The sequence below is a fragment of the Rhizobium sp. CC1099 genome (genome assembly GCF_029714385.1).
Lineage (GTDB): Bacteria > Pseudomonadota > Alphaproteobacteria > Rhizobiales > Rhizobiaceae > Rhizobium.
Genome location: NZ_CP121642.1, coordinates 1,435,061 through 1,459,835 on the forward strand (window position 1 = coordinate 1,435,061; position 24,775 = coordinate 1,459,835).

Sequence of the window (24,775 nt, forward strand, 5' to 3'; positions counted from 1 at the left end):
TCTCAGGTCCGCCTTGCTTCATCGGCTGTCAGCGCGTGCTCTCGCGTGCCAGACACGATAATCTCGAGAACTTCATGCTCGTCGGTATTCTTAATGTAGCGGTCGCCCACATACTCGCCGCGCTTCAGCACCATGACGCGGTCGCCCACGGCGAAAATGTCGACGAGGCGATGCGAAATGATGATCTGTGCAACCCCCTGCTTCTTTAGCTCCAGCATGGTTTCGAGCAGGCGCTCGGTCGCCATCACGGAAAGGTTAGCTGTCGGCTCGTCGAGGACCACGACGCGCGGGCCAAAAGAAATCGCGCGGGCAATCGCCACCGATTGCTGGCGGCCACCCGACAGGCTTTCGACCTTCTGATAGACGGAGTTGACGTCGACCTTGAGCCGTTTCAGCACTTTGTCAGCTTCCGCATACATCTTGCGGCGATTGACGAAAGGACCTTTGAGCGGCCAGCGGCCAAGGAAGATGTTCTGACCGACATCCATGTTGCCGCACAGCGCGAAGTCCTGGTAGATCATCTCGATGCCGACATCCCGGCTTTCGTGCGGGCTCTTGAAATGCACCGGTTGTCCGGCAACAAGGATCTCACCGGCATCGCGCTGATAGGCACCGGTCAGGATCTTCATGAGCGTCGACTTGCCAGCCGAGTTATCGCCGACCAGGCCGAGTATCTCGCCGGGATAAAGCACGAGATCCACCTTGCGGAGGGCCTGCACCGCACCGAAGGCCTTTTCGATACTCCGCATTTCCACGATCGGCTCCGATTGTGTTACGTCAACCATGAGCGATTTCCTTACCCCTGCGCACTCTTGCGAGACGGGCTAGCAGGTGTCCGAAAATATTGGCTTGGCGCACCCATATATCGATCAGTACCGCGACGATGAGGATGAGGCCGATGAAGACGTTGATCCAGTGCTGCGGCATAGTGAATCCCTGGACGTTGAGCTGCATGAGAGCCCGCACGAGCGTAATCACCGCCGCGCCCGCGAGTGCACCGATCATCGTGCCGTAGCCACCGAAGATCGAACCGCCGCCTATGATGACGGAGGCGATGGCGTCAAGCTCGCGGAACTGACCGGCAACCGGATTGAAGCTCCGAAAATAGGCAACGTTGATGATCCCGGCCATGGCTGCACACAGTGCCGCCAGCATGAGTGCGATGAAGCGCACCCGGTTGGTATCGATGCCGGCATAGGCAGCGGCGCGGATGTTGCCGCCGGTGGCACAGACTTTCATCCCGAACGGCGTATAGGCGAGCACGGCGCCGGCCATCAGGGCGACGAAAAACATCCAGATCGTCTGAACGCTGACGACCTCCGCCACGGTACGCATAATTCCGGACGGCAGCGAAAGACCGAAATAGAGAAAAACGTCATTCATCTTCCGACCGAGGAGGTTATAGCCCTCCGGCCAGCCGGTCAGTTGCTTGCCAGCGACGAACCAGGCGGCGAGGCCTCGCGCGATATAGAACATGCCGAGCGTGGCGATGAAGGCCGGAAGCTTGAACCCGACCGTCACGACGGCGTTGACGAGCCCGGCAGTCATCCCCGCGAGCAGGCCCATGGTTACCGCTGTCAGCGGGTCGGCGCCTAGCACCTTCAGGAAATAGGCCGCAGTGCTGCCGGCCAGCGCGAGCACCGCTCCGACGGAGAGGTCGATGTCGCCAGCGGCGATAACGTAGGTGAGCCCGACCGCAATCAGCGCCAGTTCCGTATAGTTGAGCAGGATGGCGAAGGTGTTGGACAGGTGCCACCAATAGTCAGGTCTTAGCGCCAGACCTGTCAGCCACAGCACGACGGTCAAAATGATGGCGAGCGCGTCACGGCGGGCAAGGAACTTGCCGAGGCCGCTGGCCGACAGCGCCATATCGGTCGCCATCGCTCCTTTGGTCTGCACGCCTTCGAGCGCCACGCCGCCCATCTCGTAGGCTGGAGGGGGCGGCCGGCCGCGGAGCCACGCCCAGAACCGGGCCGCAAACTGGCGACGAATGAGGTGGGGCTCGATGAGGACAGCGATAACCAGAAGCAAGCCAAGGAAAACCAGCACTGCGCCCGCGGGCAAAGTGAACTTGGCATTGACCGCGATATTCTCGCCGTCGATGACGATGACGCGCGTGATCGGCCAACCTTCGCGCAGCACCTTGTCGATCAGGACGACGACCGCGGCGCCGAAGCACGAGCCGATCACACGGCCGCGGCCACCAAGGATCGATGCACCCCCGATAACGACGGACGCGATGACGGTGAGTTCCCAGCTAACACCATAAAGAGGGGTGACACCCTTGTCCTGCGCGGCCGACAGCAGAGCTGCGAGCGTGGCGCAAAGCGATGAGATCAGATAGGCGCGGATGCGCACCCAGCGGGTGGGGATTCCGGCATAGACGGCTGCCTGCTCATTGCCTCCGGTGGCCAAGGTTTCGTACCCCCAGCGGGTCTTGGCAAGCACATGGGCACCGACAACTGCCACGACGAGGAAGATTGCGATCTGGTTATTGAAGCCGAGGGCGTTCGTCTCGCCAAGCTGGAAAAAGAATGGAGCCGCCCTCGCCTTTTCCGAGTAGTAGATCGCCTGGCCGTGCGTCAGCGCGAGCACAAAGCCGCGGCCGATGAAAAGCATCGTCAGCGTCGCGATGAATGCCGGCACTTTCAGGGCGGTCACCAGGACGCCGTTGATTAAGCCAATCGCCGCGCCCAAAAGCAAACAGAGGCCGACCGAAGTAGCAATGTCGAAGTCCAGAAAACTCGGCGAAAAAAGCCGAGCGAAAGCCACGGCGACGAGACCGTAGGTGGAACCGACTGAAAGATCGAGATCGCGGTTGGCAATGACGAACGTCATTCCAACCGCGATGATCCCCACACGCGACGTGTCACGGAGTAGCGCGTGCAGTGCCTCCGCTGACCCGAAGAACGCCGGGTTGACGAGGGCTCCGGCGAGATAGAGCAGCGCGAGAAAGGCCACGAGACCGCCCTCCCAGCCGCCGAAGAGCTGAGGCGGCGCACGGCCGAGCGAAGTCGTCGTGGTAGGCGCCATGGGTTTCTCCGGTCGATCCTGCGTCCGACGGTAGGAGGCATGTGCGCCGCCTCCTGCATTTGTTCAGAAGTTTCAAGCGCCATCAGTTCTCGAAACGCTTCCCGACGTTTGCCACGGTCTCCTTAGTCACGAGCTGGGCGCGCGTATCGAGATTGGCGGCCGAGATGCCGCGATCGATCTGCAGATAAAGCTGCATAACCGGCCAGAAGCCCTGCAGGAAAGGCTGCTGCCCGAGCGAACCGGTCAGGTTCCCAGCGGCGATGCCTTCCTGCTGGGCCGGGCCGAGATCGAAGCCAAAGGCGCAGATCTTGCCGGTCATTCCGGCCTGTGCGACCGCTTTGACGAGCGGGGGCGTGAAGACGTTGTTGGCGGTGAAGACGCCGACCACATCACCGCGCGATTCAAAGAGCGTAACAAGCCCATTGACCGGGTCGTTCGGGTTCGTGTCGATCCCGACATTCTCCGGGCCGGCGTCAACCTTGAAGGCGTCGAGCTTGCCGGCATCCTTCAGCGTCTTGACGATTGCATTGAAGGCGGAAGTCACGCGGTTGTTCACCTCGATGTTGCCCATGGCTGTCGAAGACGGCAGCACGATCGAGCCGCTGGTCTTGCCGCTGTCGAGCACGCATTTGGCGAGCGCCTCGCCGCCGATTGCCGCAGCCGATGCGTCCTGGCCGGTGTGACTTATGGTGCTGCGGTTCAGGATGGTCTCGTCGAACGAGTTGGTTGTCGCGACCGGGATGCCCTTGGCCTCGGCGGCCTTCACGATGTCGTTGTAGGCGCCGACCTGCGGCGTCGTCATGATAATCCCGTCGATCGTCGGGTCCTGAACAATCTGGTTCAGGATTTCGATTTCGCGGGCAGGGTCATCTACCGGCGATTCCGAACCCAGCAACAGGATCTTGGCGCCGATCATGTTACCGGCAACCGTCGCGCCGACATAGACCGGGTCGAAGAATCCATTGCCAGCCGTGTGTGTTACAATTGCGAATGTGAGATGGCCGTCTGCCGAATGGAAATCCTTCGTGCCGGCAGCCTCCTTTGCGGCTTCATCGAAATTGTAGCCGCCAACCGCTTTCTCGACGCTACCCGATTGCGCGAAGGCATACGAGACGCCAAGCGATACCATCGCGGCCGATACCGCGAGCAAAATAATTCTCCTCATGATTGGTCCTCCCTTACCAGGATCGGAGCCCATTCGAGCGCACTTACCGAGTTGTTCGAATGCTCTTCCCTCCATATTTGCTAATATTCTAATATGCAGCGCAAATCCCGCGGAAGTAAATGGCGAACACATCGTATTGGCGAATTTATTCAATCTCGAAGCGAGTCCGTTCACCGGATTGAGAGAACGGGTGTGGTCGGGCCGGTTGCGAACAGTGCCGAGGGCCGCGGCATCTTAAGCGACGTCGTCGGGGGTCTCCGGCTCATCGAGCAGGTTCGGCGATTGGAAGAGGCAACCCATCGGTAGCCCTAATTTGCCATCAGTGTGCTGACAAAGGCTGGACGACCCCTTATGAATTGCGCATGCACAAAGGCTTTCTGATAAACGGCCCCGACGACGCCGCGTTTACGGTCCTGCTTGCTCATGGCGCCGGCGGGGCGATGGATTCGCCGTCGATGACGGCTGCGGCCGAAGCTCTGGCAGCCATTGGCTTTCGCGTCGCCAGGTTCGAATTTGCCTATATGGCGGCAAGGCGAACCTCCGAAGGCCGCAAGCCGCCGCCGCGCGCTGACAAGCTCATTGCCGAATATGGTGCCGCAATCGAGCGGCTCGGCGTGCGCAGTCCTTTGATCATCGGCGGAAAATCGATGGGCGGCCGCGTTGCCAGCATGATTGCCGACGACCTTTTCGCCAAAGGCACGATCGCCGGCCTCATCTGCCTCGGCTATCCGTTCCACCCGCCGGGCAAGCCCGAAGAGCTCCGCACAAAGCATCTCGAAACGCTGAAGACGCCGGCGCTGATTGTCCAGGGAACGCGAGACGTGTTCGGCACTCGGCAGGAGGTCCAAAGCTACAAGATGTCCAACAAAATTGATCTCGTTTGGCTTGAAGACGGCGACCATGATCTGAGGCCGAGAAAGAAGATATCGGGCTTCTCACTGGCAGATCATCTGGCAAGCATGGCAGCGGCCGTCAAAACCTGGGCATCTCCGTTGGCACCATAGCCGCGATGTGCTTGAGCCGCGGGCGCTCACCGTCGCGGGCCGCAGGCGATATACGCATAGCGAATCCCCTATACGGAAGCCGCAGGAAAGTGGACATTGAATTGTCGACCATGGGCACAAAGCATTGATGTTCAGCATTCGGCCGGGCAGGTTTTGGAGGTCAATGCGGCGGTCATGACGGCCGCCCGCTTGAGCATCGGCCGCCCATCGACCACCCCTATCTCGATGGGCGGTCCCCCGCAGAACACCCGGTCAGATTTTTTCGATGGCCGGTAAGTGACCTGAGCTGTCGTTCGCTTTAGCCTCTTGTAAACCGGCGCGTCTCCGTCGGCATTTCGCCGAAGGTTTCCCGGTAAAGAATGGAGAAGCGCCCGACATGCGTAAATCCCCATTGCCGAGCGATATCGGAGATGGAGACCCCATCCTGACGGCCAAGAAGGAGGTCTTTTCGGGCACCCTCCAAACGAAGTTGGCGGAGATAGTTCAGGGGTGTCGTGTTCTTGAACTGCTTGAATGCTGCCTGAAGGGCACGGACGCTGACCCCCGCATCGCGCGCGATCTCATCGACGCTTACCGCCGTTGCAATGTTGGCCATCATATAGTCGATCGCGCGTTTCATCTGCCGCGGCATTGCAGGCGAGACGGGGCGTTCCAGCAAAGCCGAATAGCGATGCGGCACGTTTTCGAGGAGCGCGACCATGATCGTGCGGAAGAAGAACTCCGTGGAAGGTGCTGAGATGGTGCCCGCCGGTTCGCTGATCAGACTATCCCAGAGCAACTGGGCCATCGCGGCGAGTTTCGCACCCGCACCCGAACGTGCATCGTACTCGGCAAAGAGTTCGATATCATGAATGACCGGCGAACCGAGAAGTTCGCTCAGCTGGCGGGTAACGGACTGGCGGCTGAAAGCTATACCGATATGGCTGCGTTCGCTATGCAGCCTCAGAAGATTGGCCTTAGAGAGGTCGGCGGCCAGAAGCGTGCCAGGCGCGGACGTCAACTGATGCGAGCCTCCGCCCATTTCCATCGCACCCGTTATCGGCACATAAAGCGCGTAGGCGTCCGGCGGCTCCGAGAAATTGACCTCCATGCCGGATTGGCAAAGCCCCGACCAGATGTCGAATTCTCCAACGGAGAAATGGGTGTCTTCCACCGATATCGTACAACTTCGGTCGATCGGGCTGACCCGAACGGGCTTCAACGTATTGGCATAGTGTTCGCGCAATTCGTCAACATCGGCGTCGAAGATGCAAAAACGGGAAGCGTGCAGGTTGCCCGTCATGGCCTAAACTGCTCCGGAACAACGCAAGCCGTCACGCCGCTGTATAAGATGAGGCGACGCTTTGATCGAGGCAGCAGGACGGCCGTGCCGTGCAGAGTTTCACGAAGAATGCGCCACTCTCCCCGGTTGACAAGTCCTCCTCCGACCTGTGCGGCTTCGCATGCATTAGTATTACTTTATGCACACATTAGTGTCTTCGTAAATGTCTGACGAGATCAACGCATATCCAGAGAACGAATAGAATATCCGCTGCGCGCGTGGGATTGTCGTTTCAGCGGCCTTGAAGGATGGGCCGAAAGCGTGAGACCCATTTCGCGGACATGATTTGAACATGAAAAGGCCCGCAAAAGCGCGGGCCTTGAATGTCATCTCCGGCACGTGGCGAGGGATTGTCAAAATTCCTCCCAATCAGCTGACACCGCAGCCGCTGCCTGGGGCTTTGCACCAGTGAAAGCTGATGAAATTTTACGGATCATGGCAGCAGGCGCAGAGGGTCTCGGCAGGGGGGCGAGGCCCGCTTGACGGACGGCCACCGACTTTGCACCGTCGAAGCGGAACTTTGCCAGCTGTGCTGAAAGCGCTGCTGCTTCAGCTGCCAGTTTTTGTCCGGCGGCCGACGTCTCTTCGACCATCGCGGCGTTCTGCTGGGTCGATTGATCCATCGCATTGACGGCATTGTTGATTTCCCTCAGAGCCGTCGACTGCTCCTTTGCCGATTCAACAATCGAATCGACATGGCGGTTGATCTCCTGCACTTCCAGGACGATTTCCGTCAGTGCCTTGCCTGTTTCGTCAACGAGCGCCACGCCGCAGCGCACCTGTTCGGCGGATGTGTGGATCAATTGTTTGATTTCCTTGGCGGCCCTGGCGGAGCGCTGCGCCAATTCCCGCACTTCCTGTGCCACCACGGCAAAACCCTTGCCGGCCTCGCCCGCACGGGCCGCTTCAACGCCCGCATTGAGCGCCAAGAGATTCGTCTGGAAGGCGATTTCGTCGATGACACTGATGATGTTGTTGATTTCGCTGGACGAACTTTCGATTTGTCCCATCGCAAGGACGGCGCGCTTGACGACGTCGCCCGACCGTTCGGCATTCTGCCGGGTTTTGGCAACAACCGTGCGCGCTTCTTCAGCGCGTGCGGTCGAGCCATTAACGGTTGCTGTAATCTCGTCGAGCGCGGCTGCAGTTTCTTCGAGGGAGGCAGCCTGCTGCTCCGTGCGTCGAGCAAGGTCGTTGGAGGCCGTGCTGATTTCGGCTGCACCAGCGTCGATCGAGAACGCATTGCCGCCGATTGCCTTCAAGGACGACTGCAGCTTGTCGGCGGAATTGTTGAAGTTTATGCGCAGCGTGTCGAGCGCCGGACCGAATGGCCGCACGAGGCGGAAGGCGAGATCGCCGTCAGCCATTGCCTCAAGTGCCTGACCCAATTGCGCAACGGCATCGTTGGTTTCTGTTGCCGCAGCCTCACGCTCCCTGGCGGCGCCTTCGAGCTGCTCGCGTTCTGCAGCGGCGCGTCTCGCGTCGTTTTCGGCCCGGTGCGTCGCCTGTGCACTGAGCGCGTCGCGCACGGCGCCGACGGCGCGCGCAAGATCACCGATCTCGTCGCGCCGTACATCGAGCGTGGAATCGGCTGCGACCCCTTCTCCGCCAGCCATGTGCTGCAGTGCCGACTGCAACTTTGCGATCGGTCTCGTAATCGAGCGGCTTGCGAAAAAGGCGGCGATGATCGCCAATATGATGGCGCCGGCCAGTGAGCCGAACGCCAAAGTCTGGAAACCGCTGGCGGACTGACGAACGTCGCCGCCGACCTTCTGGTTCAGGGTCTCCTGGTAATCGATGAATTTGTTAATGGCGCCGAGCCAGGCGACGAACAGCGGACGGGCCTGTTCAAGCAGGATTTTCTTTGCCTGCGCTCCATCGCCTTTTGCCTGCAGATCGATGATCTGGGCAACGAGCGGATTGGTTTTCGATTGGATGTCGGCAATCTCAGCAAGGATTGTCCTTTCCTCGGCCGAGGCGGCCGCCGGCGAAGACACCATCTCCGCCATTTTTTTCTCGTTGACGGCATAGGCCTCGGCCAGTTTTGCAATCAGTTCCACCGCTGCCTGCCGGTCTGCAGCTGCTTCGACCAGGGTAACATCCCGGATTGCAATAGCCCGGTCGTGCACGCTGCCGCGGTAATTGATGGCAAAGCGCTGCTTGACGCTGTTGACGTCGTTGATCTGGCTAAGATCCCGATTGATGGTGTTGACCTCAGTCACCGAATACTGGGTCAGCGCCAGCATCAGGAGAAGGAGGAAACCGAAGCCAATCCCCAAGCGTGTTCCAATTCGAAAGCGGGTCATTTTCCTCATCAGAATTTCCAGTCTGAATGTGGCCAGGCGCCTGGCATTTGATATATAAGTAAAATTCACTACAAATCTTAAATAACATTGAAGTATCCAAAAAACGAAATTCTATCCTTCAAACGACCGGACATAATACAGTCTACGGCAATAAGGTCGTCACAAAATACAACGGCAAGTTATACATTCGCAGCTAAAAGCTCCCGGCGCCCCGGCGCTCCATCGGAGCTTTCGATAGTGCCATCGTTTTTCTCCGTTTTCTGTGTCTGGCCTTCTTTGCCAATTTCTCGGCTGCGGCAATCACCTGCAGGAGAATGGAAGACATGGCTATATTTTCGAATTCAAGGATCCTCGTTGCCGGGGGCGGTTCCGGAATGGGCCTGGCGCTGACGAGGCGCTCTCTCGCCGCCGGTGCGGAAGTCGTCATTGCCGGGCGGAACGCAGAAAAACTGAAACGCGTCAGACAGGAACTACACAACCCCGCGGCACTCCACACGGCCGCAATCGATATAACACAGGAGGATCAGGTTGCCGGCCTGCTTGGAAAGATCGGTCGGCTCGATCACATCGTCAGCACAGCCGCCGATATCGAAGGCGCTTATGAGCTTTTGCCATCGCTTGACCTTAAGGCAGCGCAACGGGTCGTGGAAAGCAAGATTTACGGACCGTTGCTGCTGGCAAAGTATGGCGCACCTTTGCTCCCGGCCGGCGGCTCCATTACCTTTACATCGGGTATCGCAGCCTACAGGCCATCGGCACGCGGGGCAGTTGTGGCCGCCGTCAATGCCGCGTTGGAGGGACTGGTGCGCGCCCTTGCGATCGAGTTGGCACCGATCCGTGTCAATGCCGTCTCGCCCGGCTGGGTCGACACCCCCATTTGGACCTTTGTGGCCGGCGACAAGAAGGACGACGCGCTGGGCGCAATGGCAGATAGGCTGCCGGTCGGACGCGTGGGACGTGCGGACGATATCGCCGACGCCATCAGCTTCCTGATAGGCAATACCTTCACGACGGGAACGGTGTTGCACGTCGAGGGTGGGCATCGGCTGATCTAGCTGGCCCGAAAGCATCGCTTGCCGCCGCCAGCAGCAACTTCAGGGCTGGCGGTTGCACGCGCCTGCGCCGCCAGATCATTACAAGCAAAGCCGCCTGCGTGGCGTTTGGCCAAGACATCTCGCTGATTTCGCCGCGATCAAGGGCCTCGACGACCGCAAAACGCGGAACCAGACCTAAGCCTGCACCTTCGGCCACGAGCCGCCCGATTGTGCCGATGCTGTCAACTTCGGCGGCAAGCCTCGGTGCGGCAATGCCTGCTTCAGCAAACGCCTTGTCGAACAGATGCCGGTAGACGCACCCGACCTCGGTCACCACGAAGCGTGCCGAAGCAATCGCGCTCAAATCGAGTTTCGTTGATGCGAGTTCCCGTCCAGGAGGCGCAATCAGAACCAATGGCTCCGCGGCAATCGTGCGCTTGGCGAAACGTTCGCCGACGCCCTGCTGATCGAAGCAGAAGGCGACTTCGATTTCGTTTGCTTCGAGCTTTTGCAGCAGGCCGCCGCTGCCGGCGACCTTCAACTTGAGACCGATGCCGGGATGATGGCTTTGAAAACCGGACAGCCATCTTGGAAGCTTGACGGAAGCAATCGTCTCCAGCGCACCAATCGTAACCGACCCGGCATTTTGCGCTGTGATTGCTGCCACGGCTGCGCGGGCCTCGTCTGCCAAGATCAGGATGGCTTGGGCATGGGACCTCAACACCTCGCCTGCTTGAGTCAGCTCCAGACCTGATCTCGATCGGATAAAGAGAGCCGTGCCAAGTTCGATTTCCAGGGCTTGGATCTGGTCGCTGACGCTCGATTGTGCAAGGTGAATTTCTGCCGCTGCCCGCGTGAAACTTCGGTGCCGGACAACCGCAAGGAATGTCTTGAGTAGTCTAGGATGCATCGAGAGGGGCCGCAGCGCCAAAATCAGCGCGATAGAATAGCGAGATGAGCGCCGACGCTGTCATGTCGCGCGCATGCCGTCAATGGATTGCAGAACGATTGCAGTGAGGAAGCGCCGAGATCCCATCAAAGCCTTAGCGAGGTTTGCACGCACTGATCGCGTAGCGATGCTGGAGGCCTCTGGAAAGCGCCTTGAAATAGTTCCAGTGGCGGGCCTGCGCTTTGTGCACTTCCCGCAGGTTTTCATCGATCTGGACGTGTTCGAAACCGGCATTCTTCAAAAGTGCGGCGATCTTGTCCGCCCGCGCTCCCTTTGAGAAATAGACCCGCGACAGGATACTGCTATGGATCTCTGCCATTCCGGGCGCATGCCCCGGATCCGCTTTCAAAAGTCCGCCACCTTCGAGCAATTTCATCACACGCTTCACCAGCCGCTCGGCAAAATTGGCACTGACGAAATCGCCATCGACGATCAGCAGCGTTCCGCCAGGCTTCAGCACACGCATCCATTCCGCGAAGGCTTTTTCGGGATCAACCAGCGTCCACACCAGATGGCGGGTCACGATGACGTCGTAAGTGTCATCCAACTCCGTGGTGTTTTCGACATCAGCCATTCGGAAACTGATCATGCGGCCACGGCTCTTTGCTTTGGCACGGGCTCGTTCCAGCATCGGCTCGGCCCACTCGAGGCCGGTCACCTCGAAACCGAGATCGTCCATGAGATGGGAAATGACCCCCGTGCCGCTCGCCAGGTCGAGCGCACGCCTGCCCTCTCCCGCCCCAAGATGCTTTACGATCAACCGATGCCAGGCGCTGCGCTCCGTCTCGGTGAAAATCTCGTGGCCCGGCGACTGGTCGAAGGACTCGGCTCTGGCCGACCAATAGGCCTTGATCTCGTCACGAAGCCCGTAATTCTCGCCGCCCGCCACTTGCCCGTCCATTACCGTCATGCCCGCCAGTCCCAGTTTGAAATTGTTCTAATAGATATAACTTGACGATTACAATCATAAAATAATAGACGGCATTTCAGTTTTCCACGGAGTGAATTTTAATGCGCATTACAGGCAAAGCGGCCGTTCTTGCAATGGGCCTTGTCGTCACCGCCGTCTGGCCGGCCCTTGCCGACAAGATCACCGTGAAGGACGTGACCGGGCGCGAGGTCGAGGTGAACGCCCCGGTCAAGCATATGATCCTCGGCGAGGGCCGACAGATCTATTTTCTCGCAGCACTGGATAAGGAAGCCCCCTTCGAGCAAGTCGTCGGATGGCGCGACGACCTGCCGAAGGCAGACCCTGAATCCTACGACGCCTACCTTGCGAAGTATCCCGAGATTGCCAAGCTGCCGACCTTTGGTGGCATGAAGGACGGCACCTTCGATATCGAACAGGCCGTCGCGCTGAAGCCCGACGTGATCTTGATGAACATCGACGCGAAGACCGCGACCGAAGAAGCCGGATACATCGAAAAGCTCGGTAAAGTCGGCATTCCGCTCGTCTATGTCGACTTTCGCGAAAAGCCGATGGAGAACACCGAGCCCAGCATGCGCATCATGGGCAAGCTGATGGCCAAGGAAGCGCTTGCGGAAGACTTCATCAAATTCCGCGCCGACAGTATCAAGCGCGTGACCGACGCGCTTCAAAAGGCCAACCCGCCGAAGCCTGTCGTCTTCGTCGAACGCGCGGGAGGCTATTCCGAGGATTGCTGCATGTCCTTCGGCAACGAAAATTTCGGCAAGATGGTCGAAATTGCCGGCGGTACCAACATGGCCAAGGACATCATCCCCGGCACGTTCGGAACGGTCAATCCCGAGCAGATCATTGCTTCCAATCCGGACCAGATCATCGTCACCGGCGGCAACTGGGACAAATATGTGCCCGGCGGCGCCTGGGTTGGCGTTGGCTATGGCGCAGATCTGAAGGAAGCCCATCGCAAACTCGAAGCCCTGACCAAGCGTCCGGCCTTTACTGGCGTCAAGGCGGTGGCCGATCATAATGTTCATGCCATCTGGCACCAGTTCTACAACAACCCTTACCAGTTCGTCGCCATCCAGGAGATCGCGAAGTGGCTCCATCCGGATCTGTTTGCCGATCTCGATCCTGAGGCGACCTTCAAGGAATTGCATGCCCGCTTCCTGCCGCTCGACTACAAGCCGGGATATTTCGTTTCCCTCAAGGACGAATGAGCATGACTAACCGGGCCGACCGCGCAGAAGCGTACCGTCGGCCCGACCATTTCTCACCGGCGCGCCAATTCCGCGTCGATAAGGAGCCTCCCATGCGGTTTTCTGCCATTCGACACATCGCCGCCATCCTGCTTGGCCTGGTTGCGTTGCCCGCGACGGCAGCCGAGATCACCGATGTTGCGGGCCGCACACTCAAGATCGACCTGCCGGCAAAACGCGTCATCGTTGGCGAGGCACGGCAGATCCACGTCATCGCCGCCCTTAAGGGTGACAAGACTTTCGATCAGATTGTTGGCTGGCGCGATGATCTGATCAAGAAGGATCCAGACAGTTACACAGCCTATGTCGAGGCATTTCCCAAGATTGCCGACCTGCCACGTTTCGGTTACCTGCCCCAAGGTGAGTTCGGCCTCGAAGCGGCAATTGCGCTCTCGCCCGATGTCATCACCCTCAATCTGGAAGCGCAAAAGTCAGCCACGGATAGCGGCTTTGAGGAAAAGGCCGCCGCCGCCGGCATAAGGATCGTCTATCTCGATTTTCGCCTCGATCCGGTTCGCAACACCGAGGCGTCGATCGAACTGCTCGGTCGCCTTTTCGGCGCCGAAGACCGAGCCAAGGAATTTATTGCCTATCGGCGCACGCAAATCGCCCGCGTGACCGACAGGCTCGCAACGATCAAGGACCTGAAACGCCCGAAGGTCTTTGTCGAGCGGGCGCCGGGTATTTCCGGGGAAAACAGCTGCTGCCGCACCTTCGGACCGGTCAATTTCGGCGCCATGGTGGAAGAAGCCGGTGGCCATAATGTCGCATCAGATATTATTGCCACGACCTTCGGCGATCTCAACCCCGAACAGCTTGTCGTGTCCGATCCCGAACATGTGATTGTCACCGGCTCGAACTGGGCAGCCGAATCCGACATCAACCAGTTTGTGCCCGTGGGCCGCGACGCGGATATGTCGCTTGCCCGCGACAGGCTCGCAAAACTGATGACGCGCGCACCCTTTCCGGCGCTAAAGGCTGTTAGGAGCGGACAAGTTCACGCCGTGTGGCATCAGTTTTATGGCGCGCCATACGAGTTCTATCCGATCCAGCAATTTGCCAAATGGCTTCACCCCGAGCTGTTTGCTGATGTCGATCCCGATCAAACATTCAAGGAATTCCATGAGAGGTTTCTTCCCGTGACCTTCAAGCCTGGCTATTTCGTATCGCTGGAACGGGGATCAAACTGATGGCTGAGGCAACCCAGACACTCGTTGCGCCGGCGGGACGCGTGCGATATCGCGCTCTAGCAACGCGCAGGATCCTGATCCTTACCGGGTTGGTTGGCGCGCTGTGCCTCAGTGTCGCGGCCGATATGGCGCTTGGCCCGGCGCGCTACAGCCTGACGGAGGTTATCTCGGCGATCTTCGGCCCTGGTGAAGTTGCAAACCAGCTGAGGGTCGTTATCTGGGATATCCGCATGCCAATCGCGCTGATGGCGATCACGGTCGGCGCATCGCTTTCGGTCGCCGGTGCCCAGATGCAGACGATCCTCTCCAATCCATTGGCGAGCCCTTTTACGCTTGGCATTTCGGCGGCCGCCAGCTTCGGCGCAGCACTCGCACTGGTTGGCGGCGTCGCCCTGTTTCCCGGCGCCATCGAATACGTGGTGCCGCTGAACGCCTTTATCATGGCGATGGTCGCCGCACTCTTCATCCACTTCGCCTCCACGATGCGCGGTGTCAGCGTCGAAACCATCGTGCTGCTCGGCATTGCCCTGGTCTTCACGTTCAACGCAGCCCTCTCCCTCCTCGAATATCTGGCTTCCGAACAGGCGCTCGCGGCGGTCGTCTTTTGGACCATGGGCAGCCTGACGAAGGCCACCTGGGCCAAGGTCTATTTCACCGGCGCGGTGCTTCTCGTCACCGTGCCGCTGTTCATGAAGGATGCCTGGGCGCTGACCGCTCTTCGCCTCGGTGACGACAAGGCTGCCAGCATGGGTGTCAATGTCCGCCGCCTGCGGCTGCAGACAATGATGATCGTCAGCCTGCTTGCGGCAATCCCCGTCTCCTTCGTCGGCACCATCGGCTTCGTCGGGCTTGTCGGACCGCATATTGCCCGCATGCTGGTCGGCGAGGACCAGCGCTTCTTCCTGCCAGGAGCCGTCATTTGCGGCGCGCTTCTGTTGTCGACGACATCAGTCGTCAGCAAGATGCTCATTCCTGGCGCCATCCTTCCGATCGGCGTGATCACCGCGCTCGTCGGCGTTCCCTTCTTCTTCGTTCTCATATTCAGTAACCGGAGGCGTGCATGGTAGCTCTTGCGCTTCAGGACGTTGGAGCCGCTTACGGCCGCAGGACGGTGCTTTCCAGCGTCAGCACGGACATGCTCCAGAGCGGCAGTGTAACGGCGGTGATCGGCCCCAACGCGGCAGGCAAGTCGACATTGTTCAAACGCATCGCCTCATTGATCTCCGGGCCGGGGCTCGTTGAACTCTCCGGCACGGAGCGCGGGCCGAGAACGATCTGCTACATGCCGCAGGATACCGGCGCCAACGCCGTCCTGACGGTCTACGAATCGATCCTGCTGTCTGCCAAACAGGGCAGCGGCTGGCGCGTTCACGACGATGAGCTCGCCGAAATCGACACCGTTCTGAAGGCACTGCGGATTGAGGATCTCGCATTTCGAGAGCTCGGGGAGCTTTCCGGCGGGCAGCGCCAGCTGGTATCGCTGGCACAGGCGCTCGTGCGCCGACCCGAGGTCCTCCTCATGGACGAGCCGACTTCCGCGCTCGACCTGCATCGCCAGGTAGATGTCCTTACCTTCATTTCCGACCTGGCAGCGCGCAAGGGCATGATCGTTCTGGTCGCGCTCCACGATCTCAACCACGCTCTTCGCTACTGTCAGAATACGATCGTCATTGCCGACGGTTCCATGGCGATCAGCGGCGATACATCGGCCGTCATCACCTCCGAAATGCTCCGCGACATCTATAAAGTCGCAGCCCGCATCGAGACCTGCTCGCAGGGACGCGCCCTGGTCATCGTCGATAACGCCATATAGCGGCGAAGCTGCACTGCGCCGGGGCCTCATGGCCGCCCCGGCCGATACGTCGGTCGAATTAAAGAGCATTTTGGAAACGTCAATTCCCGCTCTTTCCTTTACCCTGCCATCCGTTAGTTAAACGCCTGTTGTCCAAAGGCTTTCATCCAAAGGAGTAAGGATAAATGGGTGCGTCAGTGATAATCGGAATCTTGATCACGTTTCTCGTAATCATTCTCGTCTTATACTTGGTTCAGCGGCTGCCGATCGATGCCCGCATGCGCCAGATCGTGCAGATTGTCGTGATAATCATCGGAATTGTATCGCTCCTGAAGTATCTGGCCGTTTGGTAATATCAGGCGGACTGCGACTGGCCGACAACATGAGCCGTCGGCCCTTTGTAGCGAAGACGATGCCCGCTGCTCTAGAGCAACGGGCACTCTTGATCCGGTCGACGCCGGCTTATCGTCCGTTGGTATTCCTGCGAACCTTATCGCTTTTCGCCTTCACTGATGACGTCTTAGCGTCATAGGCCTGTCCGAAATTGGTACCGCCTAGATGCCCGCCGGCGCTCGTGTTGGCGACCTGGCGCTTGGCCCGCTGAAGAAGGTGATCTGCATTGGTTTTCTTCATCTCGTAGCTCCAAAATTGGAAATTTAAAAAGGCCGTACAAACCCGACCTCAATTCGTCGTAACGGACCAGTGCCAGTATATTCGTGGTCAATGGCCGATCTGGTTGGATGGCTTACGCAGCGAGAAGATTCTCGGCGGCATTCTTTCCGCTTTTATTGTCGCGCACGATGTCAAAGGTGACCTTCTGGCCTTCCCTTAGATCAGACATGCCGGAGCGCTCTACTGCAGAGATGTGGACAAAAACGTCCGTTGATCCATCGCTTGGCTGAATGAAGCCGAAGCCTTTGGCCGAATTGAAAAATTTAACAGTTCCGCTGTTCATGACGATTTCCTTTCAATCGCACAGGACTAGTCGCTCGGCCGCATTGCCGACGACGGATGATCGATTTTGAGAGGAAAGACCGCCTTGAGCGCGAAGGGGCGCCAAAACAAAGCTTAACAGGCAAGCTCGATGCCGGCTTTTAGGCGACAACTGTGTTTACATAAAGGCTGGAGCGCACTACCTGGGCTGGCATGCGCGCCTGAAACGAAAGCGGTCCGCCGCTTTGCCAAGCAACGGACCTAATTTCGTGTTCTAGGAGGATTAATGCGGTCGCTACACATTACCTTCGCGACACCGCCAGAATGCTCGTCGACCATTAAAAAACTATAACAATGCCGTCAATTATGCACTTATTGCAGGGTTCGGCGATGATGCTTGTGAACGTGCGGCGACCGTGCCTGCCAATGCCGGCATGCCAGCCTCCAGGCAGGCTGCGATAAATGCTTCGCGGGCCACCTCTGCGGGGACGACTCGGCTCAGTGCTCCCCGGCACTGGTTGACGGCTCGATGGTAGCGCTCACCTCGCCGCTCGGGCCACTCGTTCTCAAGAAAATCAATAGTCTCAAAGGCTGATGTAAATGTCCGCTCAAGTCCGCACTCCAAGCGGACCGTTACCGGAACCCGCCAAGGCACCTCACTGACAAGCATGGTGTTTTCTCCTCTCTAGATGCCGCTATTCGACCCAAGAAAATATTGGTTTTGATAGGTTTTCGTTCAAGAGGTAATTGCCTAAACCAATCGGATGAGGTCCTGCAGCGATCGTGATCAGGACGCATTCATTTTGAGAATACCGGGCGGGCGCTTCTGATATGGGCGCAGGTCGTGACCGCCGATCTGAGGCAAACTCAGAATCGTCACCTTCCTACTGCCGGCACGCCGACAGCGGCGGCGAGTACAACGTGCACCGCCCATCCTGCCGGTTTCTGTCCGGCAGGATGGGCTTGGAAAGCTGATTCACGAGCCCTAGGAGCAGACGACGTCCGTCTCCCCGATCTTCATAATAAGCTCGTACACTCTCAATCGTGCCGGCGACGACCGTGACAGGCGAGTACACCCTTCGTCGCCAGGACTTGATGCTTCTACCAATGAGACCGCCGATGGTGTCGCGGGCAGGGTTTCATCTTGATTGATCAAAATCGCTCAGTGTGATAATTAATATCCTCGCAAACAGAGGCGGCTAGCGGCCCAAATCACCATGCGTGAAATCAATCACATCACCGGCAAACAGCTGGCAGCGGCGCGTGTGTTGGCGGGTCTTGGTCAAGTCGAACTTGCCAAGGACGCCAATGTTTCTGCTCCCACCTTACGCCGGATGGAAGCCAGCGATGGAGAGGTCAAGGGTATGGCTAACAACGTCGTCGCCGTCGTTCGTGCCCTCGAAGCGGCCGGCATTGCCTTCCTCGACGGCGACTATTCAGGCTCCGGCGGCCCAGGCGTTCGCCTTCTGGCACCTGCGCGCGGGTCGATCGACGTCGATGAGAAACAGACGATTCAATACCGCGAAGTTTTCGAAAACGATGCCCCTCCTGGCGCAGGCGGCTGATATGGAAGAGCATTTCGGCAATCGCCGCGACGAGCCGCTTACGTCTGAAGATCTGACCGTCTGCAATAACGTCCTTGATGATCTGTGTGTTCAGATGGATATATCACCGACAATGAAACGGTCGCACGTCTGGCGTCGATCATCATAGAATTATATCGCCAAGGCGTGCGCGAACCGGAGCAATTGAAGCTCTTGGCGGGCGCGACGCGTGATGACCCCGACGCGTGACGGACGGCGTGGATCATCGGTTGTCAGCAGACGCTTGGTTACTTGACGCCCAGAGATTGCGAATGGCGATGTCTTTCGAGGGCGTCAAAAGAGAAAGCGGCGATCTCCAACGCGGTGCCACCATCGAGTGCAAGGTCAGACAGAATCTCACCGACGATGCTCGTGAATTTGAAACCATGCCCGGAACAGGGCGATGCAACGACAATGTTTGGCTGTCCGGGCAAAAGGTCGAAGAGGAAATCCTCGCTCGGCAACATCGTATAGCGGCAGGTGGCCGCGCGAACACGAAGCCCGGCAGCCGAAGGCAGACGTCTGGACGCAAAGCCGTCGAGCAGTGCGGTATCCTGGTCGTTGATCGGCGGATTGGGTTCGTTGGGGTCGATCGGCTCGCGGAAATGCGCGTGGCGGCCAAGCTTGATGCCGTCGGTGCCGATCGCAGGGAAGCCAAAATAAGAACCATCCGCACCTTCATCGCGAAGGAAACATGGCATGCGCTGCGGCTCTGCTACAAAGCCGTCCTTTGGCTGATACCACGCCACGACCTGACGGATCGGGGTCGCGTGTGATTTCAGGTGCGGAACGAGTTCCGCAATCCAGGATCCCGTCGCGATGACGACCTTTCTGGCGTGGTAGCGGCCACTCGCTGAAGAGATAGTGACACCGCCGTCACCCGGATCGAGCGCCATAACCTTCTCGCCAAAATGGAGCATCGCTCCGCTTTCGGCCGCAAGTTTGATGTAGCCCATGACGGCAGCTTCCGGGCGCAGATATCCGCCTTGCGGATCGAGGATCGCAACCTCATCGTCATCGAGCTGAAAGGCAGGAAAGCGGCGCGCCATTTCCGCCGCGTCGAGCTCTTCATGGGCAAGACCGTGTAGCCTGCACGAAGTGCGCGTGCCGCTCACAATCTTGCTGTCTGGCGGACCAATCTGCAACACGCCGGTGATGGTCAGGATATCGGTCCTTAGACTGGTTTCGAGCGCTCGCCAGTTGCGATAGGCACGTTGAAGAAGCGGCACATAGGACGGGTCCTCGAAATAGCCGAGCCGAATGAGCCGGCTGTCGCCATGCGACGAGCTCATTGCATGCGCGGGAAAATAAGCGTCGATACCAATCGCTTTGACGCCGCGGGCGGCGAGAAATGCAAGTGCTGCGCTTCCCATGGCCCCAAGGCCAATCACAGCGACGTCGAATCGAGCGATCATGGCAACCCCTTTAAGTATCCGCCGGTGGCGAGCGATCCCGAAGCAAAGTGCGCAACGCCTCCATGTCCCCACCAAGCGGGCGGTCATCGGCATAGTGCAGCACATGCGCACGCACGATAATATGGATTTCTTCCGTTCCTCTCGCCCTCGGCGCCGTCGCCTCGAGAAAATCATGGGCCTGGGCTGCAGCCATCAATTCGATCGCCAGGATGTATTCAGCATTATCGATGACGGAAAGCAGCTTGTTTGCAGCAGCTGTCGGATGCGCGAGAAAATCCTCCTGCAGTCCCGATGTCAGGCCGCCATCCGTCGAGGCCGGAGCAGCAAGACGGCGGTTCTCATTGCTGAGCGCCGCAGCCGTGTACTGGGCGATCATGAAGCCGGAATTGCTGCCGGCATCACTGGCAAGGAAAGGCGGAAGACCGCTTACCAACGGATTGACAAGCCGATCAATTCGCCGCTCGCTCATTGCGCCGATTTGAGCGATTGCGATTGCAAGGCTGTCGGCCGCCTGCGCGAGTGCCGGAGCAACGGCATGCGCTTCTGACGAGACGATCGGATTGTCCGGCGTGCCCGAGATCGCCGGGTTGTCGGTGACGGACGCGAGCTCCCGGTCGACGGTCTCGGCTGACTGCTCGAATACGTCGCGCGCGCCGCCATGCGCATGCGGTATCGCACGCAAGCTGAGCGCATCCTGCGTACGTCTTGCGAGGGCGGCCGCAACAAGCCCGCTGCCCGAAAGCCGATTGCGGATGGACGCACCGACCGTCGCGATACCCCTCGAAGGGCGAAGCGCAAGCACCGCTTCGTCGAACGCTGCCAGCTGGCAGCCGGCAGCTTCCAGGGTAAGGGCGGCGATTGCATCGGCCCAATCGAGCAGGCGGGCGGCACGTGCGAGAGCGATGCTCGAAAGACCGGTCGCGCAAGCCGTGCCATTGACAAGGCTCAGCCCTTCTTTGGCCTTGAGGACGAGTGGCGCAAGCCCGATCGCCGTCAACGCGTCTCGCCCGTGCATCGGACGACCGGCCACGCGCGCAGAACCCTCCCCAATCAAGACGAGCGCACTATGGGCATTATGGGTGAGATAGCCGGCTGAGCCTTTCGACGGCACATCGGGAATGCAATCCCTCTCGAGAAAGGCAGCCAGGTTGCTGACGATTTCCGGCCGCACGCCTGAATGGCCGTGGGCAAAATTGGCGATCTGCGCGGCAATAATCGCCCGCACCTCGCGTGGTGCCAAGAGCGGGCCGACGCCGCATGCGTGACTAAGTACGATATTGCGCGAAAGTCGGCTTTGCGAGCTACGATCAACGACCGTATCCGACAGCGCGCCGACGCCGGTATTTATACCGTAGGCTCGCACCCCGCTTTCGACGATGCGCCCGACGATACGGGCAGCGTGGGCGATACGTTCCTCTGCAGCCGGCGACAGTGCAAGTGCCTCGCCTTCGCCGACCTGAGCGATGTCGCGCCAGCCAAGCCTGTCCCCGATCGTGACGGTCATTGTCCGCTTCCGAAATGGCCGATGAACTGGCGAAAGGCTGGCGATGCGCCGCCGCCGAACATTTCGTCCGGCGCGCCACTGCTTTCCACAAGACCTTCGCGCATGAAGATGACGCGATTAGAGACGTTGCTGGCAAAACTCATTTCATGGGTAACGACGAGCATGGTCATGCCCTCTTCGGCGAGGCCACGCATGACGCGGAGTACCTCACCGACGAGTTCTGGATCAAGTGCAGAGGTCGGCTCGTCGAAGAGCATCACCTTCGGCTTCATCGCAAGCGCGCGCGCGATCGCGGCGCGCTGCTGCTGGCCGCCGGAAAGATGCGCCGGATAGGCATGACGCTTGTCGGCGATGCCGACTTTTTCGAGCAGCGCCTCGGCTTCGGAAATGCATTCTGCACGCGGCCGTTTGAGGACATGCACGGGGCCTTCGATCACATTCTGCAGGATGGTCATATGTGACCAGAGGTTGAATTGCTGAAAAACCATGCCGAGTTCGGAGCGGATATGATCGACCTGCTTCTGGCTCGCGGGCCTGCTTCTTCCGTTCTTATGCACCATCTGGATCTCTTCACCATCGACCCAGATCTCGCCACTCGTCGCCGTCTCGAGAAGGTTGATGCAACGCAGGAACGTCGATTTGCCGGAGCCCGAGGCGCCGAGCAGCGAAATCACATCGCCATCCTGTGCGTCGAGGGAAATTCCGCGTAACACCTCGTGAGTTCCGAAGCTCTTGCGGATGTTGCGGACCGAAAGTCGGGTTAGACCGGGCATGAAGGCTCCAATCGGGTTCAGTCTGATCCTACGCCTTCAGCGCCGCCGGAACGGCGCGGCGATGTCGGGAGAGCGAATATTCAAGCAGGGTCATGCCCTGAAGGATGATGAAGTTCAAAACAAGGTAGATGAGGGCAGCACAGAGAAAGACCTCCATCGTGCGATAGGTCTGCGAGATCAGACGCTGGGCGACACCTGTGACCTCCCATACTGTGACGAGGCTTGCGAGAGCCGTCGACTTCATCATCAGCACGATCTCGGTCGAATAAGCAGGCAGGGCGTGCCGGAAAGCGATGGGCGCCAGGATGCGGCGCACAAGCAGCAAGCCCGACATGCCGATCGAGCGGGCGGCCTCGATCTCCCTTGGAGAGATTGCACGAATGCCGCCGCGGAAGATTTCAGCCGTGTAGCCGGCGGTGCAGAGCGCCAGCGACAGGACGGCACAGACGAAAGGCTCGCGCAGGAACGGCCAGAGGAAGGAATAGCGGATGAAACCGAATTGCCCGAGGCCGTAAAAGACGAGAAACATCTGGATCAGAAGCGGTGAGCCGCGGAAGATAAAGACGTAGCCCTTGGCAATCGCCGAAAGCACCCGATTGCCGCCAATGCGCATCCAGACGATCAAGAGCGCCAAAAGGAGGCCGAAGAAGATCGACGCGGAAAAGAGCGCCAGCGTCATCGGCACGGCCTTCAGCAGCGTGATCATGGTCTGCGACAGAAAGGTGAAATCCATGGTCGTTCCTCAGGCCTGGCCCATCGCAGCTGCCGGCATGCTGCGGTTTGTCCGCCGCTCGGCACCGTTGAATACCCGATCGGAAAGGCTCGTCAGGATCAGATAGAGCGCGCCACCGACGATGAAGAAGAGGAAATATTGCCGGGTAGAGCCGGCCGCGACCTGGCTGGTCCGCATCAATTCGGCGAGACCCGTCACCGAAACCAGCGCCGAGTCCTTGAGGCTCAATTGCCAGACATTGCCGAGACCGGGAATGGCAAAACGCAGGACCTGCGGCATGATAATGCGGCGGAAGCGCAAGCCACGGGGCATGCCGATTGCGGATGCCGCCTCAAGCTCACCCTTGGAAATCGCAAGGTAGGCGCCACGGAAGACCTCCGCCTGATATGCGCCTGAAATGATTCCGACGGCCAGCGCACCGGCCGCGAAGGAAGGAAGTCCGAGGAAACCCTCGTAACCCATGGCCGTGCCGATCGCCGTCATCGCGGATGATCCGCCGAAATAGATCAGATAGATGATCAGCAGTTCGGGAACGCCGCGAAAAACGGTGGTGTAGAGACTGCCGATGGCAAAGAGCAGCCAATTGCCGGATAGCTTGGCGCCGGCGACGATCGTTCCGAGCAGCGCCCCGATTGCGAGCGCCGTCGCCGTCACGGCGAGCGTCGTCGCCGCACCGAGCAGCAGCAGTGCCCCCCACCCCGTCGAGCCGAAGCCAATCAGTTCCAGTGTCGCCATATCCGTTCCCCGCGCTGCCCTTGAAGGGGCTGTCAGAATAACATGCGGTCCCCGTCAAAAAAGCGGGGACCGGAAGTTTCGGCCGGAACCGGCGCTTACTGTTGCGGGCTGACGTCGACCTTGAACCACTTCATCGAGAGGTTTTTGACGGTGCCATCGGCAAGGGCCGACTTGATGGCCTGGTTGAACTTGTCGCGCAGATCCGTATCTGCCTTGCGCAGTCCAAGACCTTCGCCCTCGCCCCAGATGGAGCCGGCGATTTCGGGACCGGTAAAAGCAAGCGCACCGTTTGCGGCTTGGAACGCGTTGTTGAAATAGACCGCATCGTCGAAGCCGAGATCGATACGGCCGCTCTGCAAGTCAAGGTCGCGGTCTGCACCGGTCTTGTATTCACGAATCTCGGCGATGCTGCCGAAGTTGTCGTAGACGAATTTGGCGTAGACAGTCGCCGCCTGAATGCCGATCGTCTTGTCCTTGAAGACTTCCTTGAGGCCTTCAATTTCCTTCACCCCAGTCTGGCCGGGGGTCATCTTGATGGTCGTGCCTGTGCCTGCGGCGTTGGCAAGCGGACTATCCTTGGCTGTCGCAAAGGCGGCGGGGGTCGCGGCATAGGGAACCGTAAAGTCGATGATCTTCTTGCGCTCCTCGGTGATCGACAAGGCGTCCATGATGACGTCGAACTTGCCGGCGTTGAGCGCTGGAATCATCCCGTCCCAGTCGGAGGCGACGAGCTTGCACTCGATCTTGGCACGTTCGCAAAGGATCTTGGCGAGTTCGGGTTCGAAACCGCCAAGCGAGCCGTCGGCATTCGTCAGATTCCACGGCGCGTAGGCGCCTTCGAGCGTTATCGTCGCGGTCTTCCAATCCTTGGCGGCGAGCGGGGCGGCGAAGGCTGCAAGCGTAAACCAGGTAGAAAGAAAAAGCGTCTTGAATCTCATTATCATCAATCTCCTCTGAAGTTGTCATTGACCTTGTGGCTGCATGAAACCGGTCTGCGCCGGCTTGCCTGTCGTCATCGATTTTACTCGAAGGCTCGATCAGGAGGTTGTATAGGGTAGCATATGAGAGATTTCATGATATGCAAGAGAAAAGTCTGTTTATCGGGCAGATTCCATCGATGCAAA

Annotated in this window: 23 protein-coding genes and 1 pseudogene; 8 read left to right on the top strand and 16 right to left on the bottom strand. The window is 59.1% G+C overall.

Going from position 1 to position 24,775, the window contains the following annotated elements:
• Nucleotides 1-2: 2 nt before the first annotated feature.
• The 3 genes from QA644_RS28035 to QA644_RS28045 form a co-directional block, all read right to left on the bottom strand.
• The gene (locus QA644_RS28035; protein WP_283072573.1) at nucleotides 3-785 is read right to left on the bottom strand and encodes an ATP-binding cassette domain-containing protein; all 783 of its coding nucleotides are present in this window, start codon (nucleotides 783-785) and stop codon (nucleotides 3-5) included.
• Complete coding sequence (locus QA644_RS28040; protein WP_022716257.1) at nucleotides 778-3,033, bottom strand: sugar ABC transporter permease; 2,256 nt, start codon at nucleotides 3,031-3,033, stop codon at nucleotides 778-780. Before QA644_RS28040 ends, QA644_RS28035 begins: the two co-directional genes overlap by 8 nt.
• Nucleotides 3,034-3,115: 82 nt before the next feature.
• A complete protein-coding gene (locus tag QA644_RS28045) occupies nucleotides 3,116-4,198 on the bottom strand; it encodes a substrate-binding domain-containing protein (protein ID WP_283072574.1) in 1,083 nt (360 codons plus the stop codon).
• Between the two features lie 362 nt (nucleotides 4,199-4,560).
• Here QA644_RS28045 and QA644_RS28050 point away from each other — a divergent pair, with 362 nt between their 5' ends.
• Entirely contained in the window at nucleotides 4,561-5,202 is a 642-nt protein-coding gene (locus QA644_RS28050; protein ID WP_283072575.1) for an alpha/beta family hydrolase, read from the top strand.
• A gap of 298 nt (nucleotides 5,203-5,500) precedes the next feature.
• Here QA644_RS28050 and QA644_RS28055 read toward each other — a convergent pair whose 3' ends face one another.
• Both QA644_RS28055 and QA644_RS28060 read right to left on the bottom strand, forming a co-directional pair.
• The gene (locus QA644_RS28055; RefSeq protein ID WP_283072576.1) at nucleotides 5,501-6,484 is read right to left on the bottom strand and encodes an AraC family transcriptional regulator; all 984 of its coding nucleotides are present in this window, start codon (nucleotides 6,482-6,484) and stop codon (nucleotides 5,501-5,503) included.
• 392 nt (nucleotides 6,485-6,876) lie between these two features.
• Nucleotides 6,877-8,838, bottom strand: a complete 1,962-nt coding sequence (locus tag QA644_RS28060; protein ID WP_283072577.1) for a methyl-accepting chemotaxis protein — start codon at nucleotides 8,836-8,838, stop codon at nucleotides 6,877-6,879.
• A gap of 305 nt (nucleotides 8,839-9,143) precedes the next feature.
• On the opposite strand from QA644_RS28060, the gene QA644_RS28065 reads away from it, so the two are divergent.
• On the top strand, nucleotides 9,144-9,884 hold the full coding sequence (locus tag QA644_RS28065; RefSeq protein ID WP_194731027.1) for an SDR family oxidoreductase: 741 nt from the start codon (nucleotides 9,144-9,146) through the stop codon (nucleotides 9,882-9,884).
• Here the strand turns inward: QA644_RS28065 and QA644_RS28070 are convergent.
• Nucleotides 9,835-10,773, bottom strand: coding sequence for a LysR family transcriptional regulator (locus tag QA644_RS28070; RefSeq protein ID WP_283072578.1), 939 nt, complete (start codon nucleotides 10,771-10,773; stop codon nucleotides 9,835-9,837). The genes QA644_RS28065 and QA644_RS28070 overlap by 50 nt on opposite strands.
• Nucleotides 10,774-10,906: 133 nt before the next feature.
• Nucleotides 10,907-11,722 carry a class I SAM-dependent methyltransferase gene (locus QA644_RS28075; RefSeq protein ID WP_283072579.1) on the bottom strand — a complete coding sequence of 272 codons (816 nt, stop codon included), beginning with the start codon at nucleotides 11,720-11,722 and terminating at the stop codon, nucleotides 10,907-10,909.
• A gap of 101 nt (nucleotides 11,723-11,823) precedes the next feature.
• Between QA644_RS28075 and QA644_RS28080 the strand changes: the two genes are divergently transcribed.
• The 5 genes from QA644_RS28080 to QA644_RS35235 all read left to right on the top strand — a co-directional run bounded on the left by QA644_RS28080 (nucleotide 11,824) and on the right by QA644_RS35235 (nucleotide 16,328).
• Complete coding sequence (locus QA644_RS28080; RefSeq protein ID WP_283072580.1) at nucleotides 11,824-12,954, top strand: ABC transporter substrate-binding protein; 1,131 nt, start codon at nucleotides 11,824-11,826, stop codon at nucleotides 12,952-12,954.
• 92 nt (nucleotides 12,955-13,046) lie between these two features.
• The gene (locus QA644_RS28085; RefSeq protein WP_283072581.1) at nucleotides 13,047-14,183 is read left to right on the top strand and encodes an ABC transporter substrate-binding protein; all 1,137 of its coding nucleotides are present in this window, start codon (nucleotides 13,047-13,049) and stop codon (nucleotides 14,181-14,183) included.
• Nucleotides 14,183-15,250 carry an iron ABC transporter permease gene (locus QA644_RS28090; RefSeq protein WP_283072582.1) on the top strand — a complete coding sequence of 356 codons (1,068 nt, stop codon included), beginning with the start codon at nucleotides 14,183-14,185 and terminating at the stop codon, nucleotides 15,248-15,250. Before QA644_RS28085 ends, QA644_RS28090 begins: the two co-directional genes overlap by 1 nt.
• Nucleotides 15,244-15,996: an ABC transporter ATP-binding protein gene (locus QA644_RS28095; RefSeq protein ID WP_239600502.1), complete on the top strand. Its 753-nt coding sequence runs from the start codon at nucleotides 15,244-15,246 to the stop codon at nucleotides 15,994-15,996. The genes QA644_RS28090 and QA644_RS28095 overlap by 7 nt, the downstream gene beginning before the upstream one ends.
• 164 nt (nucleotides 15,997-16,160) lie before the next feature.
• A complete protein-coding gene (locus QA644_RS35235; RefSeq protein ID WP_338112404.1) occupies nucleotides 16,161-16,328 on the top strand; it encodes a Thivi_2564 family membrane protein in 168 nt (55 codons plus the stop codon).
• A 109-nt stretch (nucleotides 16,329-16,437) separates the two neighbouring features.
• Here the strand turns inward: QA644_RS35235 and QA644_RS28100 are convergent, their stop codons facing one another.
• From QA644_RS28100 to QA644_RS28110, 3 genes are all read right to left on the bottom strand, one after another.
• On the bottom strand, nucleotides 16,438-16,608 hold the full coding sequence (locus QA644_RS28100) for a hypothetical protein (RefSeq protein WP_167521918.1): 171 nt from the start codon (nucleotides 16,606-16,608) through the stop codon (nucleotides 16,438-16,440).
• A gap of 112 nt (nucleotides 16,609-16,720) precedes the next feature.
• Nucleotides 16,721-16,930, bottom strand: a complete 210-nt coding sequence (locus QA644_RS28105) for a cold-shock protein (protein WP_022716241.1) — start codon at nucleotides 16,928-16,930, stop codon at nucleotides 16,721-16,723.
• Nucleotides 16,931-17,272: 342 nt separating this feature from the next.
• Entirely contained in the window at nucleotides 17,273-17,578 is a 306-nt protein-coding gene (locus tag QA644_RS28110; RefSeq protein WP_283072583.1) for a DUF982 domain-containing protein, read from the bottom strand.
• A gap of 547 nt (nucleotides 17,579-18,125) precedes the next feature.
• On the opposite strand from QA644_RS28110, the pseudogene QA644_RS35240 reads away from it, so the two are divergent.
• A pseudogene (locus QA644_RS35240) lies at nucleotides 18,126-18,332 on the top strand (helix-turn-helix transcriptional regulator); the annotation flags it as partial.
• A 407-nt stretch (nucleotides 18,333-18,739) separates the two neighbouring features.
• On the opposite strand, the gene solA reads toward QA644_RS35240, so the two are convergent.
• The 6 genes from solA to QA644_RS28145 all read right to left on the bottom strand — a co-directional run bounded on the left by solA (nucleotide 18,740) and on the right by QA644_RS28145 (nucleotide 24,589).
• The gene (solA, locus tag QA644_RS28120; RefSeq protein WP_283072584.1) at nucleotides 18,740-19,906 is read right to left on the bottom strand and encodes an N-methyl-L-tryptophan oxidase; all 1,167 of its coding nucleotides are present in this window, start codon (nucleotides 19,904-19,906) and stop codon (nucleotides 18,740-18,742) included.
• A 10-nt stretch (nucleotides 19,907-19,916) separates the two neighbouring features.
• Nucleotides 19,917-21,410: a histidine ammonia-lyase gene (hutH, locus tag QA644_RS28125; protein WP_239600497.1), complete on the bottom strand. Its 1,494-nt coding sequence runs from the start codon at nucleotides 21,408-21,410 to the stop codon at nucleotides 19,917-19,919.
• Nucleotides 21,407-22,183, bottom strand: coding sequence for an ATP-binding cassette domain-containing protein (locus tag QA644_RS28130; protein WP_283072585.1), 777 nt, complete (start codon nucleotides 22,181-22,183; stop codon nucleotides 21,407-21,409). Before QA644_RS28130 ends, hutH begins: the two co-directional genes overlap by 4 nt.
• Nucleotides 22,184-22,211: 28 nt before the next feature.
• Complete coding sequence (locus QA644_RS28135; protein WP_283072586.1) at nucleotides 22,212-22,916, bottom strand: ABC transporter permease subunit; 705 nt, start codon at nucleotides 22,914-22,916, stop codon at nucleotides 22,212-22,214.
• A gap of 9 nt (nucleotides 22,917-22,925) precedes the next feature.
• Nucleotides 22,926-23,651 carry an ABC transporter permease subunit gene (locus tag QA644_RS28140; RefSeq protein ID WP_283072587.1) on the bottom strand — a complete coding sequence of 242 codons (726 nt, stop codon included), beginning with the start codon at nucleotides 23,649-23,651 and terminating at the stop codon, nucleotides 22,926-22,928.
• 95 nt (nucleotides 23,652-23,746) lie between these two features.
• Complete coding sequence (locus QA644_RS28145; protein WP_283072588.1) at nucleotides 23,747-24,589, bottom strand: transporter substrate-binding domain-containing protein; 843 nt, start codon at nucleotides 24,587-24,589, stop codon at nucleotides 23,747-23,749.
• Nucleotides 24,590-24,775 lie beyond the last annotated feature (186 nt).